This window comes from Dactylosporangium sp. NPDC050588 (assembly GCF_040654975.1).
Taxonomy (GTDB): Bacteria; Actinomycetota; Actinomycetes; order Mycobacteriales; family Micromonosporaceae; genus Dactylosporangium; species Dactylosporangium maewongense.
On record NZ_JBFAJA010000014.1, the window covers coordinates 1 to 18,004 of the forward strand.

At 70.9% G+C, this 18,004-nt stretch carries 17 protein-coding genes, 1 tRNA gene and 1 pseudogene; 13 read left to right on the forward strand and 6 right to left on the reverse strand.

Annotated elements, in window-relative coordinates:
• The 7 genes and pseudogenes from AB0I21_RS11470 to AB0I21_RS11500 form a co-directional block, all read left to right on the forward strand.
• Positions 1-300: pseudogene (locus AB0I21_RS11470) on the forward strand (cell division protein FtsK); the annotation flags it as partial.
• Between the two features lie 138 nt (positions 301-438).
• Entirely contained in the window at positions 439-714 is a 276-nt protein-coding gene (locus tag AB0I21_RS11475; RefSeq protein WP_360560316.1) for a hypothetical protein, read from the forward strand.
• Positions 711-986 carry a hypothetical protein gene (locus AB0I21_RS11480; RefSeq protein ID WP_360560317.1) on the forward strand — a complete coding sequence of 92 codons (276 nt, stop codon included), beginning with the start codon at positions 711-713 and terminating at the stop codon, positions 984-986. The genes AB0I21_RS11475 and AB0I21_RS11480 overlap by 4 nt, the downstream gene beginning before the upstream one ends.
• The gene (locus AB0I21_RS11485; protein ID WP_360560319.1) at positions 986-1,876 is read left to right on the forward strand and encodes a bifunctional DNA primase/polymerase; all 891 of its coding nucleotides are present in this window, start codon (positions 986-988) and stop codon (positions 1,874-1,876) included. The genes AB0I21_RS11480 and AB0I21_RS11485 overlap by 1 nt, the downstream gene beginning before the upstream one ends.
• Complete coding sequence (locus AB0I21_RS11490; RefSeq protein WP_360560321.1) at positions 1,873-3,144, forward strand: DUF3631 domain-containing protein; 1,272 nt, start codon at positions 1,873-1,875, stop codon at positions 3,142-3,144. Before AB0I21_RS11485 ends, AB0I21_RS11490 begins: the two co-directional genes overlap by 4 nt.
• Positions 3,141-3,344, forward strand: coding sequence for a helix-turn-helix domain-containing protein (locus AB0I21_RS11495; protein ID WP_360560322.1), 204 nt, complete (start codon positions 3,141-3,143; stop codon positions 3,342-3,344). The genes AB0I21_RS11490 and AB0I21_RS11495 overlap by 4 nt, the downstream gene beginning before the upstream one ends.
• Positions 3,345-4,709 carry a tyrosine-type recombinase/integrase gene (locus AB0I21_RS11500; protein WP_360560324.1) on the forward strand — a complete coding sequence of 455 codons (1,365 nt, stop codon included), beginning with the start codon at positions 3,345-3,347 and terminating at the stop codon, positions 4,707-4,709.
• 149 nt (positions 4,710-4,858) lie between these two features.
• On the opposite strand, the gene AB0I21_RS11505 is transcribed toward AB0I21_RS11500, so the two are convergent.
• The 3 genes from AB0I21_RS11505 to AB0I21_RS11515 form a co-directional block, all read right to left on the reverse strand.
• Positions 4,859-4,930, reverse strand: a tRNA-Arg gene (locus AB0I21_RS11505).
• A 44-nt stretch (positions 4,931-4,974) separates the two neighbouring features.
• Positions 4,975-5,562, reverse strand: a complete 588-nt coding sequence (locus AB0I21_RS11510) for a DUF305 domain-containing protein (RefSeq protein ID WP_344510358.1) — start codon at positions 5,560-5,562, stop codon at positions 4,975-4,977.
• Between the two features lie 43 nt (positions 5,563-5,605).
• Positions 5,606-6,547, reverse strand: coding sequence for a DUF3105 domain-containing protein (locus tag AB0I21_RS11515; protein ID WP_360560326.1), 942 nt, complete (start codon positions 6,545-6,547; stop codon positions 5,606-5,608).
• A gap of 176 nt (positions 6,548-6,723) precedes the next feature.
• Between AB0I21_RS11515 and argS the strand changes: the two genes are divergently transcribed.
• From argS to thrC, 4 genes are read left to right on the forward strand one after another with little or no spacing between them, the layout of a single operon-like run.
• Complete coding sequence (argS, locus tag AB0I21_RS11520; protein WP_360560327.1) at positions 6,724-8,382, forward strand: arginine--tRNA ligase; 1,659 nt, start codon at positions 6,724-6,726, stop codon at positions 8,380-8,382.
• Positions 8,383-8,386: 4 nt separating this feature from the next.
• Positions 8,387-9,772, forward strand: coding sequence for a diaminopimelate decarboxylase (gene lysA / locus AB0I21_RS11525; RefSeq protein WP_360560328.1), 1,386 nt, complete (start codon positions 8,387-8,389; stop codon positions 9,770-9,772).
• Positions 9,773-9,780: 8 nt separating this feature from the next.
• The gene (locus tag AB0I21_RS11530; protein ID WP_344510461.1) at positions 9,781-11,052 is read left to right on the forward strand and encodes a homoserine dehydrogenase; all 1,272 of its coding nucleotides are present in this window, start codon (positions 9,781-9,783) and stop codon (positions 11,050-11,052) included.
• Between the two features lie 4 nt (positions 11,053-11,056).
• Positions 11,057-12,106 carry a threonine synthase gene (thrC, locus tag AB0I21_RS11535; protein WP_360560330.1) on the forward strand — a complete coding sequence of 350 codons (1,050 nt, stop codon included), beginning with the start codon at positions 11,057-11,059 and terminating at the stop codon, positions 12,104-12,106.
• A 141-nt stretch (positions 12,107-12,247) separates the two neighbouring features.
• On the opposite strand, the gene AB0I21_RS11540 is transcribed toward thrC, so the two are convergent.
• From AB0I21_RS11540 to AB0I21_RS11550, 3 genes are read right to left on the reverse strand one after another with little or no spacing between them, the layout of a single operon-like run.
• Positions 12,248-12,460 carry a hypothetical protein gene (locus AB0I21_RS11540; RefSeq protein WP_360560332.1) on the reverse strand — a complete coding sequence of 71 codons (213 nt, stop codon included), beginning with the start codon at positions 12,458-12,460 and terminating at the stop codon, positions 12,248-12,250.
• A gap of 11 nt (positions 12,461-12,471) precedes the next feature.
• Positions 12,472-13,305, reverse strand: a complete 834-nt coding sequence (locus AB0I21_RS11545) for an SPFH domain-containing protein (RefSeq protein WP_360560334.1) — start codon at positions 13,303-13,305, stop codon at positions 12,472-12,474.
• 29 nt (positions 13,306-13,334) lie between these two features.
• Positions 13,335-14,531: an MFS transporter gene (locus AB0I21_RS11550; protein WP_360560336.1), complete on the reverse strand. Its 1,197-nt coding sequence runs from the start codon at positions 14,529-14,531 to the stop codon at positions 13,335-13,337.
• A 47-nt stretch (positions 14,532-14,578) separates the two neighbouring features.
• Here AB0I21_RS11550 and thrB point away from each other — a divergent pair, with 47 nt between their 5' ends.
• Together thrB and rho are read left to right on the forward strand one after the other, a co-directional pair.
• Positions 14,579-15,520, forward strand: coding sequence for a homoserine kinase (thrB, locus tag AB0I21_RS11555; RefSeq protein WP_360560338.1), 942 nt, complete (start codon positions 14,579-14,581; stop codon positions 15,518-15,520).
• 291 nt (positions 15,521-15,811) lie between these two features.
• The gene (rho, locus tag AB0I21_RS11560; protein ID WP_360560339.1) at positions 15,812-17,983 is read left to right on the forward strand and encodes a transcription termination factor Rho; all 2,172 of its coding nucleotides are present in this window, start codon (positions 15,812-15,814) and stop codon (positions 17,981-17,983) included.
• Positions 17,984-18,004 lie beyond the last annotated feature (21 nt).

An 18,004-nucleotide genomic window follows, 5' to 3' on the forward strand; every position in this document is an offset into this window, starting at 1 on the left:
GCCGCCGGCACCCTGTCCGGCGCCGCGATCGGCGAGACCATCACCCGCGACCTGCGCGACACCCTCGCCGACGTCCGGTCGGTGTTCCTCGCCGGAGAGAAGGGCCTGCACTGGGCCACCATCGCCGCCCGCCTCGCCGACGCCCTGCCGGAGCACTACGCCGACATCACCCCGGACGCGATCTCCGCACAGCTCCGCGACCGTGTACCGAGTGTGAACGTCAAGGTGCGCGGTGAGGTCCTCAAGGGCGCCCGCATGTCCGATGTGGACGGTGCGATCGACCGCCGCAAGTCGGCCTGACCGGTAGCGGCGGCGCTGCTACCCGGTAGCGCCGCCGCTACCCACCCCGCTACCAACCTGGCCAGCCGCTACCCACCGAGGTAGCGGGTAGCGCCAGCGACCCCTTGCACCCAAAAACCGGCCCTGGAGGCATCTTCCATGCCCACGCTCGCCGCTACCGCTACCGACAACGCCGCCGCAACCGGCCTGCTGTTCCTCGCCCTGACCGTCCTGACGCTCAGTTACCTCGCCGCGTGCTGGCTCTGGCCGTTCGTCGCCTGCCGCCGCTGCTCCGGCACCGGCAAACGCCGCGCCCTCATCGGCCGCGCGTTCGGCATCTGCCGCCGCTGCGACGGCACCGGCCGCCAACTGCGCCCCGGCCGCCGCGCCCTCAACTACCTCCGCACCCTGCACAGCAAGGACACCAACCGATGAACCGCAGACACCCCGACTGGTGCGCCGGAGGCCACCGCTGCAACCTCGGCGAACACCGCGCCGACCCCCTCACCATCGACGTCCCCGGCCTCGGTCGCGCCCTGCTCACCCGCGTCCGCGCCGCCGACGGCCGCGAGCACGCCGAGGTCACGTTGACCGTGGCACTCGCCGCCGTCGAACCGGTCGCCCGCTGGCAGCTGCTCGGCCTCGCCCGCGACCTGGCCGCCGTCATGAACCGGGCCACCCGCACCAGCCTCCGGCGGGCCGCCTGATGACGGAGCTTCGCACTGCCTCACAAGCGTTGCTGCGCAACGCGATCCGCTACGCGCAGCACGGCTGGCCGGTCTTCCTGCTCGGCCGCACCAAGCGGCCCCTGGCCAACTGTGACCCGTGCCGAGCAGCGGGCAGCAACCACGACCCGGCCGCCTGTGATTGCCTCACCTGCCACGGCTTCTACGCCGCGACCACCGACACCGACCGCGTCACCGCGATGGTCACCGCCAATCCGGGCGGCATGATCGCCATCCGCACTGGCGCGCCGTCCGGAACGGTCGTTATCGACATCGACCCCGCGCACGGCGGTCGCGTGGATCCCGCGCTCATGCCTGAGACGGCCTGTGTCGCCACAGGAAGCGGCGGGTGGCACCTGTACTACCTCCACCCCGGAACGCCCGTCCTGTGCAGTCAGGGCCGCGTCGCCGACGGCGTGGACGTTCGCGGAGACGGCGGGTACGTCGTGGCGCCGCCATCGATCCACCCGCGCACCGGCCGCCCGTACCGGTGGACCGGTGGCCGGTCCCTGATTGAGATGCCCCCCGCGCTGGTCGAGGCGTGCCGGCAGAACGAGGCACCCGCGACGGCCGCCCCGATCAGCCTCGCCCCGATGCGCAGCGGCGGGGGCATCTCATCGCCTGAAGCGCTGCTCCGGTCGCACCTCGACGCGATCGCCAAGGCGCCGAAGGGCAAGCGCCGCACCACCCTCTACGGCGCCGCACGGGGCGTCGCCCGGATGGTGGCCGCCGGAGCACTCACCGAGGCCGACGCCCTGGCCGCGCTCACCGACGCCGGATACGCCGCCGGACAGTCCGAACGCGAGACACGCGCCGCCATCGCGGGCGGGTTCCGCGATGAACACGTTGCTACGAAAGGGATCGCCGCATGACCACCTCACCCGAAACGCCCGACGGCGCCGCGATCCTCGACCGCCTGCACGCCACCATCACCCGGTACGTGGTGCTTCCGTCGCCTGAGGCCGTGGACGCGGTCGTGCTGTGGATCGCCGCGACGCACGCCGTGGCCGCGTGGGCGCACGCGGCCCGGCTGGTCATCCGCGCTCCGGAGAAGCGCTGCGGGAAGTCCCGGCTCCTCGACGTGGTCGAGGGCTGCTGCTTCAACCCGCTCATCACGGTCAACGCCTCCCCGGCCGCCGTGTACCGCGCCATCGGCACCGACGAGCCGCCCACGCTGCTCGTCGACGAGGCGGACACCATCTTCGGCGGGAAGAACGCCGAGGCGAACGAGGATCTCCGAGGCCTGCTCAACGCTGGTCACCAGCGCAACCGGCCCGCGATCCGCTGGGACAACAACACGCACCGGCTGGAGAAGATCCCCACGTTCGCTATGGCGGCGCTCGCCGGGATCGGCGCCATGCCCGACACCATCGAGGACCGCGCCGTGGTCGTGCGGATGCGCCGCCGGATGGCGGGCGAGACGGTAGCGCCGTACCGGCACCGCCGCGACGGGCCAGTCCTGCGCAAGGTCGCCGCGGAGCTGACCCGGTGGCTGCGTGGCCACCTCGCTGAGCTGGAGCGCGCGGAGCCTGAGATGCCCCTCGAGGATCGCGCCGCCGACACGTGGGAGCCGCTGATCGCGGTGGCTGACCTGGCGGGCGGGGAGTGGCCGGCACGCGCACGGACCGCCGCGACCGTCCTTACCGCCGAGGCGGAGGACTCCGGGCAGGTGTCGACCCGCATTCGGCTTCTGACCGACATCCGCGCCGCGTTCACCACCCTCGGCGACCCGGCCGCCGCGACCACCGCCGACCTGCTCGCCGCCCTCAACGACGACCCGGAAGCGCCCTGGCAGGGGTTCGGCCCGGCCGGACTGACCGGCAAGCGCCTCGGCGACCTGCTGCGGGAATTCGGCATCAGCTCCAGCACCATCCGCTTCCCCGTCGGGCAGGCCAAGGGCTATGTCCGCGACGCGTTCCTCGACGCGTGGCAACGCTACTGCCCGGCACCCAAGCAGGAGGCACCCGTACCAAACGTACCAACGTCGTTTTCCCAGGTCAGCCCTGGTACGGATCACATCCCCGGTACGGATCGAAGCGTACCGCCAAAACAATCCGTACCAGCCCTGAGCAGCGAAAACGAGCTTGGTACGGATGGTACGGATTCCCCCGGGCTGCGCGTCGTCGGCGAGACCCGATGACTGAACGCCGCGCGGTGTCCGGGAGACACCTCACCATCCCTGAGGTCTGCGCAGACCTCGGCATTTCCCGCTCGACCTTCTACGACTGGCGCGCCAAGCGGAAAGCGCCGCCGTGCTTCAAGTTGCCAAACGGCGATCTGCGAATTCGCCGGGCGGATTACGAATCCTGGCTCGATCGGCTCGAAGAGAAGGCCGCGTAAATGGAAACGACGTACGACGTGCGGATCTGGAAAACGAGGATCTACAAAGGCGCGCGGGGGACCACCTACTACGTCCGATGGATCGTTGCCGGTAAGGAATTCACCGAGCCATTCAAGGGAAAGGCGCTCTCGGACGGCTTCCTCGCCGACCTGGTCGCCGCCGCCCGGAAGGGTGAGGCGTTCGACGTCGAGACCGGCCTGCCCGTGTCGATGCGCCGCGCGAGCCAAGAAATGTCTTGGTACGAATTCGCCTGCGCGTTCGCGGACATGAAATGGCCGCGGGTCGCGGCGACGACCCGGCGCACTCATGCGGAGGCACTAACGGCGGTGACCACATCGCTGTTCACCACCGACCGAGGCAAGCCGGACGACAAGCTGATCAGGTTGGCGCTCGGCCGGTGGGCGTTCAACACGGCGCGGCGCAACGCAGAGGATTGCCCGGCCGACGTGAAAGCGGCCCTGCGATGGATCGAGAACCACACGCGATCGGTGTCGACCCTGGCAAAGCCCGAGGTGCTCCGCCCCATGCTCGACGGCCTCACGGTCCGGCTCGACGGCAAGCCAGCCGCCCCGAGCGTGGTCAGCCGACGCCGGAAGATTCTCAATACGGCGGTCGAGTACGCGGTGGAGCGCAAGCTGCTGCCGACCAACCCGATCCCCGCCCTGAAGTGGACGCCGCCTAGGACGACGCATTCGGTGGATCGCCGTTCCGTGGCGAATCCCGTTCAGGTACGGACCCTGCTCGACGCGGTACGCGCACAGAAACGCAGCGGCCCACGCTTCGTGGCGTTCTTCGGGTGCCTGTACTTCGCAGCGATGCGACCGGAGGAGGCGGTCGCGCTCGCCAAGCACCACCTGGTTCTCCCCGCCGACGGGTGGGGCGAGTTCAATCTCAATGTCGCCGAGCCGCATGCCGGAAAGGAGTGGACCGACAGCGGCCAGAATCGCGACCGGCGCCAGCTCAAGCAGCGGGCGCGCGGCGAAGTTCGCACCGTGCCCTGCCCGCCGGAATTGACCGCCCTCCTGAACTGGCACCTGGAGGAGTTCGGCACCGCGCCGGACGGCCGGCTGTTCACGGGGGAACGCAACGAGGGCGAGTTGCCGAGGGGCACCATCAACCGCATGTGGCGCAGGGCGCGTAAGGACGCCTTCACGCCAGAGGTTGTCGCTTCGCCGCTGGCCGCGACGCCGTACGACCTGCGGCACGCGGCAGTGTCGACGTGGCTCAACGGGGGAGTACCTGCAACGCAGGTCGCTGAGTGGGCCGGGCACTCCGTCGAGGTGCTGCTGAAGATCTACGCCAAGTGCCTCGACGGCGGGGCGCACGAGCTGCGCCAACGGATGTCAGCGGCGCTGGGTCACTAGCCCCGGAAAACTTCGCCGCGTATTTACCGTGGCTGGCCGATCAGGGCCAGATCCAGCCAGTGACAGCCGGACATACGAGCGAAGCCCTTGACCGCGTACACGCTGGTCAAGGGCTTCGTTTTGGCTGGTCACTCGCGCTTTGCGCTGTGTGCCCCCGGCAGGATTCGAACCTGCGCCCCCGCCTCCGGAGGGCGGTGCTCTATCCCCTGAGCTACGGGGGCCTTGCGGCCTCGCAAAGGATAACAGACCGCCTGTGGCTCCTGAGTCAGGAGGGGAGGGGTTGCGCTCCCAGGTCTTGGAGTTTTTCGGTGAGGGCGGTGATGTCGTACTGCTGAGAGACGCGGATCTTCTCGGCGGCGTCGCGGACCTCGGTGGTGGAGGCCTTCTTGGCGGCGGTTTCGGACATGTGGATGCCGCCCAGGTGGTGGCGGAGCATGAGCTGGCACCAGAGGGTGTCGAAGTCCTTGCCGGTGGAGGACTTGAGCTTCTTGAGCTCGTCGTCGGAGGCCATGCCGGGCATGCGGCCGTCCGGCTGGAGGGCGTTCTTGCCGTCGGGCATCCAGGCCATGGGGGCCTTGTCGCTGTTGGTGGACAGGTGCCACTCGTTGAGCCAGGTCTGCATCTGGCCGATCTGCCACTGCTGGCTGAGGGCCATGTCGTAGCCGAGGGTGCGGATGTCGTCGGTGGAGCCGAGGCGATACGCGAACATCGCCATCTCGACGGCCTGGGTGTGGTGGAGGCTCATGTCGCGGGCGAAGCCGGCGTCCACTGAGTCGTCGCCGGGGGCGCGCAGCGTCGGGATGAGGAACCCGACGCTGACGCCCACGACGAGGAGGAGAACGGCGCCGAGCACGCCCATGGTGAGGCGGGCTCGGGCCGGGAGTTGTGCGAACAGGTCAGCCGCCCGAGGTCATGCCGGTGCCGCCGCCGTCTTTGCCAAGGTCGCGCGGGACGGTGCCGGTCTCGGTGATGATGTCGCCCTGGGAGCACGGGGTGCCGGGCTCGAGGCTGGCGTTCTGCCGCAGGGCCTTGATGAACTCGTCGATGCGGCCGTCGCTGGCCTTGTCGACCTGGAGCTGGAAGCCCCACGCCTGCAGGGAGATCGGCTTGGCCTGGCCCTCGTAGGGGCTCATGAGCAGGTAGTCCTTGCCCTTGACCTTCTTGGCCAGGGCTTCGACCTGGTCGGCCGGCAGGTTCGGCTGGTACGTGATCCAGACGGCGCCGTGCTCCAGGGCGTGCAGGGCGTGCTCGGTGGCGATCGGTGCCGCGTAGACGTCGCCGAGGCAGCGCTGCCAGTTCTGGTTGTGGTTGCCGGAGACCGGGGGGTTCGCGATCGACAGGTCGTACTTCTGCGGGCCCCACACGTGGTTCCGCTGCTCGGTGTACTCCTTGTTGATCTTGAAGTAGTCCTTGATGCCGTCGATCCGGTCGGCGCGCTCGCGGACGGTCAGCCCGTTCTCATTGACCTGGTAGACGGCGAAGCCCACGATGCCGAGGGCCAGCAGGCCGACCACGGAGAAGAGGATGATCGGGCCCCAGGCGGCACCCTGCTTCACCTTCACCGGGGCGACCTTCTTGGCCGCCGGGCGCTTGCCGGCGGGGGCCGTCTTGCGCGGCGGGGCGGACTTGCGTGGGCTCGCCTTCTGCTTGCCGGAAGCCGACGTGGTCGTCGACTCCTTGCCGAGCGAGACCGGCGCGTCCTCCTCCGAAGCGGCGGCGGCCGCCTCGTCGAGGTCGTCCTCGATGGCCTCGTCGCCGCCCTGCTTCGGCTTGGCGCCGGCAACGGGCTTGGTCGACGGCTTGCGGTTGCCGCCGCCGTGCTGGGTGCTCATGCTCATGTCGTCGCCTCGCAACGCTCAGCGTGGTGCTCGCTCATCGGGCCTCGTCTGGTCAACGGTCGGGGGTCGGGCGGGACGCGCGGTCGGTCAATACCGCCGGAGCGGCCGTCCCGCATTGTGACCAGCAGAACGGGCCTCCGCCAAGTACCGGAGTCTACCCCCGATAGCATTTGTCGGTGACTCCCGCTGAACTCGCCGTAGCAGTCCTCGAAGCCGCCAGGGCGGCGCTTACCGAGCGTGACCTCGACGCGTCCGTTCTTCCTGCGACGACCAGCGTGGAGCGACCGCGAAACCCGGAGCATGGTGACTATGCGTCGAATATCGCCCTGCAGTTGGGCAAGAAGGTCGGGCTGAGCCCGCGCGACCTGGCCGCCGCCGTCGCGAAAAACTTGCAGGAAACTCCCGGGATCGATGCCGTGGAGATCGCCGGACCGGGTTTTCTCAACATCCGGTTGTCGGCGGCCGCCGCCGGTGAGCTGGCGCGGATCGTGGTGGAGGCGGGCCGCTCGTACGGGCGCGGCGAGACCCTCACGAAGGAGAAGATCAATCTCGAGTTCGTGTCGGCGAACCCCACCGGGCCGGTCCACCTGGGCCACACCCGCTGGGCCGCGGTCGGCGACGCGCTCGGCAGGATCCTGTCCGCGGCCGGCGCGGACGTGACCCGCGAGCACTACATCAACGACGCGGGCGTGCAGATGGCGAGGTTCGGCGAGTCGGTGCAGGCTGCGGCCAACGGCCAGCCGACGCCGCCCGACGGCTACCCCGGCGAGTACATTCAGGACATCGCACGGCAAATCGTCCGGGATAATCCGGACATCCTCGACAAAGACCAGGCGGAGCAGGCCGCAGCCTTCCAGCAGGAGGGCTACACGGCGATGCTCAAGGAGATGCAGGACAGCCTGGAGCGCTTCGGCGTGCACTTCGACGTCTGGTTCTCCGAGAAGACCCTGCACGACGGCGGCGCGGTCGAGCACGCCCTCGACGAGCTGCGCAAGCAGGGGCACATCTTCGAGGCCGACGGCGCGATCTGGCTGCGCACCACGGACTTCGGCGACGACAAGGACCGGGTGCTCATCCGGTCCAACGGTGAGAAGACCTACTTCGCCGCCGACGCCGCGTACTACATCAACAAGCGCGAGCGGGGCTTCGACCGCTGCATCTACATGCTGGGTGCGGACCACCACGGGTACATCGGGCGGCTCAAGGCGATCGCGGCGTGCGCCGGCGACGACCCGGAGCGCAACATCGAGGTGCTGATCGGCCAGCTGGTCAGCCTGCTGCGCGGCGGTGAGCCGGTGCGCCTGAGCAAGCGCGCCGGGACGCTGATCACGCTCGACGAGCTGATCGAGGTCGTGGGCGTCGACGCCGCGCGGTACTCCCTCGCGCGCTCCTCGACCGACTCGCCGCTGACCCTGGACATCGAGGTCATCACGCGGCAGAAGAACGACAACCCGGTCTTCTACGTCCAGTACGTCGGAGCCCGCACCGCCTCCGTCGCCCGCAACGCCGCTGACCTCGGGCTGCACCGGACCGACACCTACGACCCGGCGCTGCTCGTGCACGAGAAGGAGCTCGACCTGCTCAAGGCGCTCGGCGACTTCCCGGCCGTGGTCGCGACCGCGGCCGAGCTGCGGGAGCCGCACCGCGTGGCACGCTATTTGGAGGAGCTCGCGGGCGCCTACCACCGCTTCTACGACAACTGCCGGGTGCTGCCGCAGGGCGACGAGCCGATCACCGAGACCAACCGGGCCCGGTTGTGGCTCAACGACGCGACGCGTCAGGTCATCGTCAACGGGCTCGACCTGCTCGGCGTCTCTGCACCGGAACGGATGTAAGCCAATGCGCGCACATGAAGCCGGAGCGCTGCACGGGGAGCTGGGCTTCAGCGGCCCGTCCTGGCTGCGTACCCCCGACGACGTCAACGCTCTCGTCCCGCAGCTCTGGCCCAAAACGGTCAAGCGCGCACAGGACGGCGCAATCGAGGTCGGATCAGTAAATATCCGAAAGATCGCTGACGAGCACGGCACGCCCGCGTACATCTTCGACGAAGCCGACTTCCGCGAACGCTGCCGCAGGTTCAAGGAGGCCTTCGGCGGCGCCGAGGTCTTCTACGCCGGCAAGGCGTTCATCGCCACCCACATCGTCAGGATCCTCGTCGAGGAGGGCCTGTCGCTGGACGTCTGCACCGGCGGCGAGCTCGCGGTGGCGCTCCGGGGCGGAATGCCCCCCGAGCGCATCGGCCTGCACGGCAACAACAAGTCCGTCGCCGAGCTCACCAGGGCCGTCGAGGCCGGCGTCGGCCGCATCATCGTCGACTCGTTCGACGAGATCGAGCGCCTGAGTGCCATCGCGAAGAGCACGAACACCCGGCCGAAGGTGATGGTCCGCGTCACGGTCGGCGTCGAGGCGCACACACACGAGTTCATCGCCACCGCCCACGAGGACCAGAAGTTCGGCTTCTCGCTGTCCGGCGGCGCCGCCGCGGCCGCCGTTGACAAGATCCTTTCTGAGAACAGCCTGGACCTGCGGGGACTGCACTCCCACATCGGCTCGCAGATCTTCGACACGTCCGGCTTCGAGGTCTCCGCCCGCCGGCTGCTGTCGCTGCAGGCCCAGATCAACGAGCGGCACGGCGTCGAACTCCCCGAGCTGGACCTCGGGGGAGGGTTCGGCATCGCGTACACCACCCAGGACACGCCGGCGGAGCCCGTCGACCTCGCGACGAACCTGATGCGCATCATCAAGCAGGAGTGCGCGGCGCTGCACCTCAGCGTGCCGCACCTGTCGATCGAGCCGGGCCGGGCGATCGTCGGACCGGCGATGTTCACCCTCTACGAGGTCGGCACGGTCAAGGACGTCGACGGGATCCGCACGTACGTGAGCGTCGACGGCGGCATGAGCGACAACATCCGCACCGCGCTCTACGACGCGGCCTACTCCGCGACGGTCGCGGGCCGCGCATCGGCCGAGCCGCCGATTCTCGCCCGCGTGGTGGGAAAACATTGCGAGTCCGGGGACATCATCGTGAAGGATGAGTTCCTGCCGGCCGACGTTCAGGCCGGAGATCTTCTTGCGGTGCCGGGCACAGGGGCCTACTGCCGCAGCATGGCGAGCAACTACAACCACGTCCCCCGTCCACCGGTCGTGGCGGTGGTTGGCGGGGAATCGCGGGTGATCGTCCGCCGGGAGACCGAGGACGACCTGCTCAACTTGGACGTGGGGTGACCATGAGTGTGAAGGTGGCGCTGCTTGGCTGCGGGACGGTCGGCGCGGAGGTCGTCCGGCTCCTCCACGAGCACGAGCGGGACCTGACGGCCCGCATCGGCGCGCCGCTGGAGCTCGTCGGGGTCGCCGTGCGGCGCGCCGGCCGGGCCCGCGACCTGCCGATCGACCCGTCGCTGTTCACCACCGACGCGCTCGGCCTGGTGAAGCGCGACGACGTCGACGTGGTCGTCGAGGTCGTCGGCGGCATCGAGCCGGCCCGCACCTGGCTGCTGGAGGCGCTGCACGGCGGCAAGAGCGTCGTGACGGCCAACAAGGCGCTGCTCGGCGAGGACGGCGCGACCCTGCACAAGGCGGCCGCCGAGGCCGGCACCGACCTGTACTACGAGGCGTCCGTCGCCGGCGCGATCCCGCTGCTGCGCCCGCTGCGCGACTCGCTGCACGGCGACCGCATCACCCGCGTCACCGGCATCGTCAACGGCACCACCAACTTCATCCTGTCCTCCATGGACAGCACCGGTGCCGGCTTCGCCGAGGCCCTCGAGGAAGCGACCGCGCTCGGGTACGCCGAGGCCGACCCGACCGCCGACGTCGAAGGCTTCGACGCCGCCGCGAAGGCCGCGATCCTCGCGTCGATGGCGTTCCACACCCGGGTCACCGCCGCCGACGTGCACCGCGAGGGCATCACCGAGGTCACCGCCGCCGACATGGCCAGCGCGAAGGCGATGGGCTGCACGATCAAGCTGCTGTGCATCGCCACCAAGCTCGACGACGCCGTCTCCGTGCGCGTCCACCCGGCGATGATCCCGCGGACCCACCCCCTCGCCGGCGTCGGCGACGCGTTCAACGCCGTCTTCGTCGAGGCCGAGGCCGCCGGCCAGCTCATGTTCTACGGCCGCGGCGCCGGCGGCGCGCCCACCGCGAGCGCCGTCCTCGGCGACCTGGTGGCCGTGTCGCGCAACCGGCTCGCCGGTACCCACGCCGCCTCCGAAAGCGCGTATGCCGACCTTCCGGTCCGTCCGATCGGCGACGCGCTCACCAGGTATCACATCTCGCTGGACGTCGCGGACAAGGCAGGCGTCCTCGCCGCCGTCGCGGGCGTCTTCGCCAAACACGGGGTCAGCATCGCGACCGTCAACCAGTCGGGCCGCGGCAACCAGGCCGTGCTGGTCATCGTCACGCACGCCGCCGCGGACCGCGCCCTCGCGGCCACCGTCGCCGAGCTGCGGGCCCTGGACATCGTTCGCGCCGTGGCGAGCGTCCTGCGTGTCGAAGGGGAGTAGCGCCATGTGGCGTGGATTGATCGAAGAGTTCCGCGACCGGTTACCGGTCGGACCACAGACTCCGGTGGTGACCCTGCACGAGGGCAACACGCCCCTGCTGCCGGCGCCCGAGTTGTCCGCCCGCACCGGGTGCGACGTGTACCTGAAGGTCGAGGGTGCCAACCCGACCGGCTCCTTCAAGGACCGCGGCATGACCGTCGCGGTCTCGAAGGCCGTCGAGGAGGGCGCGAAGGCGATCATCTGCGCCTCCACCGGCAACACGTCGGCCTCCGCCGCCGCGTACGCCGCCCGCGCCGGCATCACCTGCGCCGTCCTCGTCCCGACCGGCAAGATCGCCCTCGGCAAGCTGGCCCAGGCCCTCGTGCACGGCGCCCGCCTCCTGCAGGTCTCCGGCAACTTCGACGACTGCCTGGCGCTCGCCTCGAAGCTCTCCCTCGACTTCCCGGTCTCCCTGGTCAACTCGGTCAACCCGGACCGCCTCCAGGGCCAGAAGACCGCGGCCTTCGAGATCGTCGCCGGCCTGGGCGACGCCCCGCACATCCACTGCCTGCCCGTCGGCAACGCCGGCAACATCAGCGCGTACTGGATGGGCTACCAGGAGGACTTCGCGGCCGGCAACGCCACCCGCCGCCCGCGCATGTTCGGCTTCCAGGCCTCCGGCGCCGCCCCGATCGTCAACGGCGCCGTCGTCCGCGAGCCGTCGACGATCGCCACCGCGATCCGCATCGGCAACCCCGCCTCCTGGACCAAGGCCGTCGACGCCCGCGACGAGTCCAACGGCGTCATCCAGGCCGTCACCGACCGCGACATCCTGCAGGCCTACCGCCTGCTGGCCCGCTCGGTCGGCGTCTTCGTCGAGCTCGGCAGCGCCGCTTCCGTGGCGGGCCTGCTCCAGGCCAGCGCCCAGGGCCTGATCGAGCAGGGCCAGACGATCGTCTGCACCGTCACCGGCCACGGCCTGAAGGACCCCGAGTGGGCCATCTCGACCGCCCCGGCCCCCACGACGATCCCCGCCGACGCCCTCGCCGCCGCGAAGGCGCTCGACCTCGCCTGATCCTTCTTCATGGCCAAGGTCCGCGGTGGTGCGGACCGTTGCTCCCGCGGCCTCCGGGCCGGGGCCCAGCTTGCGCCGGGCCCTGGCCCTCTCCGTCCACGTCCACGCCCCCGTGATCCGGAAGACCTTGTGCATTCCTGGCTACACGGACTCTTCCGGATCATGGGAAACGGCGTCGGTGTCGTCGCCGGGAGCGGGGGAGGGGCGGGGTGTGCGGCCGGCCTGGCGCAGGGCCAGGCGCAGGGCGAACTCGATCTGCGCGTTGACGCTGCGCAGATCGTCCGACGCCCAGCGGGCCACGGCGTCGTAGACCTGCGGGTCGAGGCGCAGGAGCAGCTTCTTGCGTTCGGCCACGAGCGGGGACCTCAGCTGTACAGCGAGCCGGTGTTCACGACCGGCTGGACGTTGCGGTCGCCGCAGAGGACGACGAGCAGGTTGGCCACCATCTGGGCCTTGCGCTCCTCGTCCAGCTCGACGACCTCCAGCTCCTTCAGGCGCTCCAGGGCGCTCTGCACCATGCCGACCGCGCCCTCGACGATCTTGTAGCGGGCGCCGACGATGGCGCTGGCCTGCTGGCGGGCGAGCATGGCCTGGGCGATCTCCGGGGCGTACGCCAGGTGGGTGATGCGCGACTCGAGCACCTCGACGCCGGCGAGGGCGGCCCGCTCGCTCAGCTCGACCGTGAGCTCCTCGCTGACCGCGGTGCCCTCGCGGAGGCTGGTGCGGCCGTCGTCGTGCGTCTCGTACGGGTAGCTCGTCGCCAGATGCCGGACGGCGGCCTCGGCCTGGACGGCGACGTACGAGATGTGGTCGTCGACGCCGAAGGACGCCTTGAACGTGTCGACGACGCGCCAGACGACGACGGCGGCGATCTCGACGGGGTTGCCGTCGGCGTCGGAGACCTTCAGGCGGGCGGTCTCGAAGTTGCGCACCCGGAGCGAGACGCTGCGCTTCGAGCTCAGCGGGACGGTCCAGTGGAAGCCGGCGGCGTGGATCGTGCCGACGTAGCGGCCGAAGAACTGCACGACCCGCGACTGGTTCGGGTTGACGACGGTGAAGCCCGTCATGAGCAGCACGGCGACCGTGGCGGCGACGGCGACGAGCACGCCGGTGTGGTCGACCGCGGCGGCCCCGCCGACCGCGGCGACCAGCACGAGCAGGATGAGGAACCCGGACACGCGGAACGCACGTCGCTCCATGACAGCCTCCAGCTATCGAAGTGATATCACTACGATACCGCAAAGCGGAGCCGCCTGGTGACCACCGTCCAGCCGGCCGCGTAGATGAGCGTCACGGCGCCGCAGATCGCGGCGAGCAGGCGAGGATCGGCCCGGTCGATGAACGCGCCGACGATCAACTGCGACGCCGCGACCGACAGCAGCGCGAGCATGACGTCGGTGGCGAAGATGCGGCCCCGCAGCGCGTCGGGGATCTCGGCCTGCAGCGCGAAGTTGGACATCGTCCAGTTGCCGCCGCCGGCCAGGTGCGCGAGGCAGACGCAGGCGAGGACCAGCGCGAACCAGGGTGCGGCGCCGACGGCGAGGTACATCAGCCCGAAGAGCGACATCGACACCGCCATGCCCGGCAGCAGCCATGAGGGGTGGCTGAGCACCCGCCGCAGCACGAACGGGCCGACGAGCGCGCCGAGGCCGCGCGCCGCGAAGAGCAGCCCCACGCCCGTCGAGCCGAACCCGTGCGCCGCGGCGAGCAGCGGGAAGGTGGTCAGCACGCCGTTGCCGAGGCCGGCCGCCGCCTTGACCGTCACCAGCGAGGCCACCCGCGGGCGTTTGCGGATGTACCGCAGCGCCTCCCCGATCTCCGGCTTCGCCGTCGCGACGGTGACCTGCAGCGGCCGGCGGACGCGGACGATCTGGACGGCCGACAGGAAGCACAGGGCGCTGGAGAGGGCGAAGCACCAGTACGGGCCGACGACGGCCGACGCGATGCCGCCCAGCGACGCGCCGACGACGAGCGTGGTGCCCCAGGCGGCGCCGGACAGCGCGTTGGCGGTGGGCAGGTCGTCGGCGTCGACGACGTTGGGCAGGGCGGCCGAGGCGGCCGGGACGAAGAACGCCTTCGCCACCGCGATGACGCCGATGAACAGCACCGCCAGCCACGCCGCCGCCGCGGTGCGCACCAGCAGCAGCGCGAGCGTGGCGACGGCCATCGCGATCTCCGCGGCGATGAGGATCCTGCGGCGGTCGAACCGGTCGGCGATGACCCCCGCGTACGGCTGCAGCAGCGCGATCACGCCGACGTCGGCGGCCAGCACGAGCGCACCCCACAGCCCGGAGCCGGTCAGCTGCAGCAGCAGGGTGAGCAGCGGGATCTGCACGAACCAGTCGGCGCCGAGGCCGATCAGGTCTGCCGTGAACAGGCGGCGGAAGTCGCGGTTGCGGACCAGGATCGACAATGTGGGCGGCACCGGCCCACCCTAGGGGGTGCCGCGACGGGCGTGATCTCATTATTGGTATGGCCCTGCTGTCCACTCCGGTCACCGTCCGCGTGCCCGCGACGAGCGCGAACCTGGGACCCGGCTTCGACGCGCTCGGGTTGGCCCTGTCGCTGCACGACGAGGTCGAGGCGCGGGTGACCAGCCACGGGGTGACCGTCGAGGTGATCGGCGAGGGCGCCGGTGAGCTGCCCGGCGACGAGACGCACCTGGTCGTGCGGGCCATGCGGCGCGTGTTCGACGAGCTGGGGGAGCGGCCGGCCGGGCTGGCGCTGCGCTGCAACAACCGCATCCCGCAGGCCCGCGGCATGGGCTCGTCGTCGGCCGCGATCGTGGCCGGGGTGGTTCTTGCCCGGGCGTTGGTCAGCGACGGCGCGGAGCGGCTCGACGAGCAGGGCCTGCTGCGCATCGCCGCCGAGCTCGAAGGGCACCCGGACAACGTGGCGCCGTGCCTGCTCGGCGGGGTGACGATCGCCTGGACCGAGGATGCCGGTGCCGCCGCCGTACGGGTGGATCCCGCCGCGCCGGTCCGGCCGTTCGTCTTCGTGCCGGAGTCGCGCGGGCTGACCGAGGTGGCCCGGGCCGCGCTGCCGGCGACCGTGCCGCACGCCGACGCCGCGCTCAACGCCGGACGGGCCGCGCTGCTCGTTCATGCGATCACCGTCGATCCGTCGCACCTGTTCGCGGCCACGGAGGACCGGCTGCACCAGGGATATCGGGCGCCGTCCATGCCCGGCAGTGCGGACCTGGTCGCGTCGCTGCGGGCCGAGGGCGTCGCGGCCGTCATCTCGGGCGCGGGGCCGAGCGTCCTGGCGCTGACCGGCGACGACTGGACGCCGTCCGCGGTGCCCGGCTGGCGGGTGTTGCCGCTCGACGTCGATCTGGTGGGTGCCCTCGTCGGTGTTGACCTGGTGTGGGGTACGCTGGAACACGCCGATCGGGACCCTGTTGCCGCTGGCTAGGCGAGTTGTTTACTCTCTAGTCCTACAGCAGCCGCTCCGTGCGGCGATCTCATGCGGGGCGGCGTGCTCCGATTTCCGTGGCACCCCTTTGCGCACGCCCGGCCGCCAACCCGCGTTTCCAGTGATCGCGCGCGCACGGCTGGGCCAGGCCGCAGATGGTGGCGCCCGGCTCACCGCACAGCGCTGCAACACCTCCCGCACCGCTGCCAGGCAGCGAGGTGGGAGCCCCCGGGCCGCCCGGCCACCGTGTCTCGTCTCCGGGTATCCCGGCCTAACGAGGGAAGGAATCCATTGAGCGACACCACCGACGTCACGTCGGATGTCTCGAGCGACCGCGCCGCGGTCGAGACCGACGGCGCCGAGACCGGGGCGACGCGTCGGCGCCGCTCTGGCACCGGGTTGTCCGGCATGCTGCTGCCTGAGCTGCAGAGCCTGGCCGCCTCGTTGGGCATCTCCGGCACCGCGCGGATGCGCAAGGGTGAGCTGGTGACGGCCATCCAGGAGCGTCAGTCCGGCGAGTCCCGCCCGGCGCCCGCCGCCGCGGCTGCGGAGCAGGCCGCTCCCGCCGTCACCGGTCGGGTCCGCGCCGGAGCGCGTGCCGAGGCGCGCGCCGCCGAGCCGTCGGAGCAGGACTGGCCGTCCGCCACCCAGGGCGCGGCCGAGGCACCCGTCACGCGTTCCCCTCGCCGGGCCACCCGGGCCGCCGGCCCGCCGGAGCCGCGCGCGACCGCCGCCACCGAGGCCCCCGCCGAGCAGGCCCCGGCCGCGGTGGAGAAGGCCGCCGAGCCGGCAGCCGAGACCACCGAGCGTCCGACCCGCACCCGTTCGCGTGCCGCCGCTTCTGCCCCGGCCGCCGAGCGCGCGGAGCGCACGGAGCGCACGGAGCGGGCCGACCGCACCGAGCGGGCCGAGCGCGGCGACCGGACCGAGCGCGCCGAGCGCACGGACCGCGCCGAGCGGGCCGAGCGGACGGAGCGGGGCGAGCGCACCGACCGTGCCGAGCGCGGCGACCGGACGGAGCGGGGTGAGCGGACCGAGCGCGGCGAGCGCACCGAGCGGGCCGAGCGCAACGACCGCGGCGACCGCACCGAGCGCGGTGACCGCAACAGCGGCGCCGACCGCAGCGGTGGCGAGCGCGGCGACCGCGCCGGCGGCGACCGCAACCAGCGCGGCAGCTTCAACGACGAGGACGGCGACGACGACGGCACCGGCCGCCGCGGCCGCCGCAGCCGCTTCCGGGACCGCCGCCGCGGCCGTGACCGCGACGGCGAGGTGCAGCCGACCGGCGCCGCGGGCGCCCGCGGTGGCAACGAGCCGCAGGTCAGCGACGACGACGTGCTCGTGCCGGTCGCCGGCATCCTCGACGTGCTCGACAACTACGCGTTCGTGCGGACCACCGGCTACCTGTCGGGCTCCAACGACGTGTATGTCGCGATGTCGCAGGTCAAGCGCTACGGGCTGCGCCGCGGCGACGCCGTGACCGGTGCCGTGCGCCAGCCCCGCGACGGCGAGCAGCGGCGCGACAAGTACAACCCGCTCGTGCGCCTCGACACGGTCAACGGGATGGACCCGGAGGAGGCCAAGCGCCGCCCCGAGTTCTACAAGCTGACCCCGCTCTACCCGCAGGACCGCCTGCGGCTGGAGACCGAGCCGCACATCCTCACCACCCGCGTCATCGACCTCGTCATGCCGATCGGCAAGGGTCAGCGGGCGCTCATCGTGTCGCCGCCGAAGGCAGGCAAGACGATGGTGCTGCAGTCGATCGCCAACGCGATCACCCGCAACAACCCGGAGTGCCACCTGATGGTGGTCCTGGTCGACGAGCGGCCCGAAGAGGTCACCGACATGCAGCGGTCGGTGAAGGGCGAGGTCATCGCCTCGACGTTCGACCGGCCGCCGACGGACCACGCCACGGTCGCCGAGCTGTCGATCGAGCGGGCGAAGCGCCTCGTCGAGCTGGGCCACGACGTCGTCGTGCTGCTCGACTCGATCACCCGGCTCGGCCGCGCGTACAACAACGCGTCGCCGGCGAGCGGCCGCATCCTGTCCGGTGGTATCGACTCGACGGCGCTCTACCCGCCGAAGCGGTTCCTCGGCGCGGCCCGCAACATCGAGAACGGCGGCTCGCTGACGATCATCGCCACCGCGCTGGTGGAGACCGGCTCGACCGGTGACACGGTCATCTTCGAGGAGTTCAAGGGCACGGGCAACGCCGAGCTCAAGCTCGACCGGAAGATCGCCGACCGGCGCATCTTCCCGGCGATCGACATCGACCCGTCCGGCACCCGCAAGGAAGAGATCCTGCTGGCGCCTGACGAGCTCGCGATCGTCATCAAGCTGCGCAAGGTGCTGCACGCGCTCGACTCGCAGGAGGCGCTCAACCTGCTGCTGGACCGGCTGAAGAAGACCCGGACCAACGTCGAGTTCCTCATGCAGATCGCCCAGACCACACCGGGCGAGTAAAGCGACCATGCGAAAGCCCCC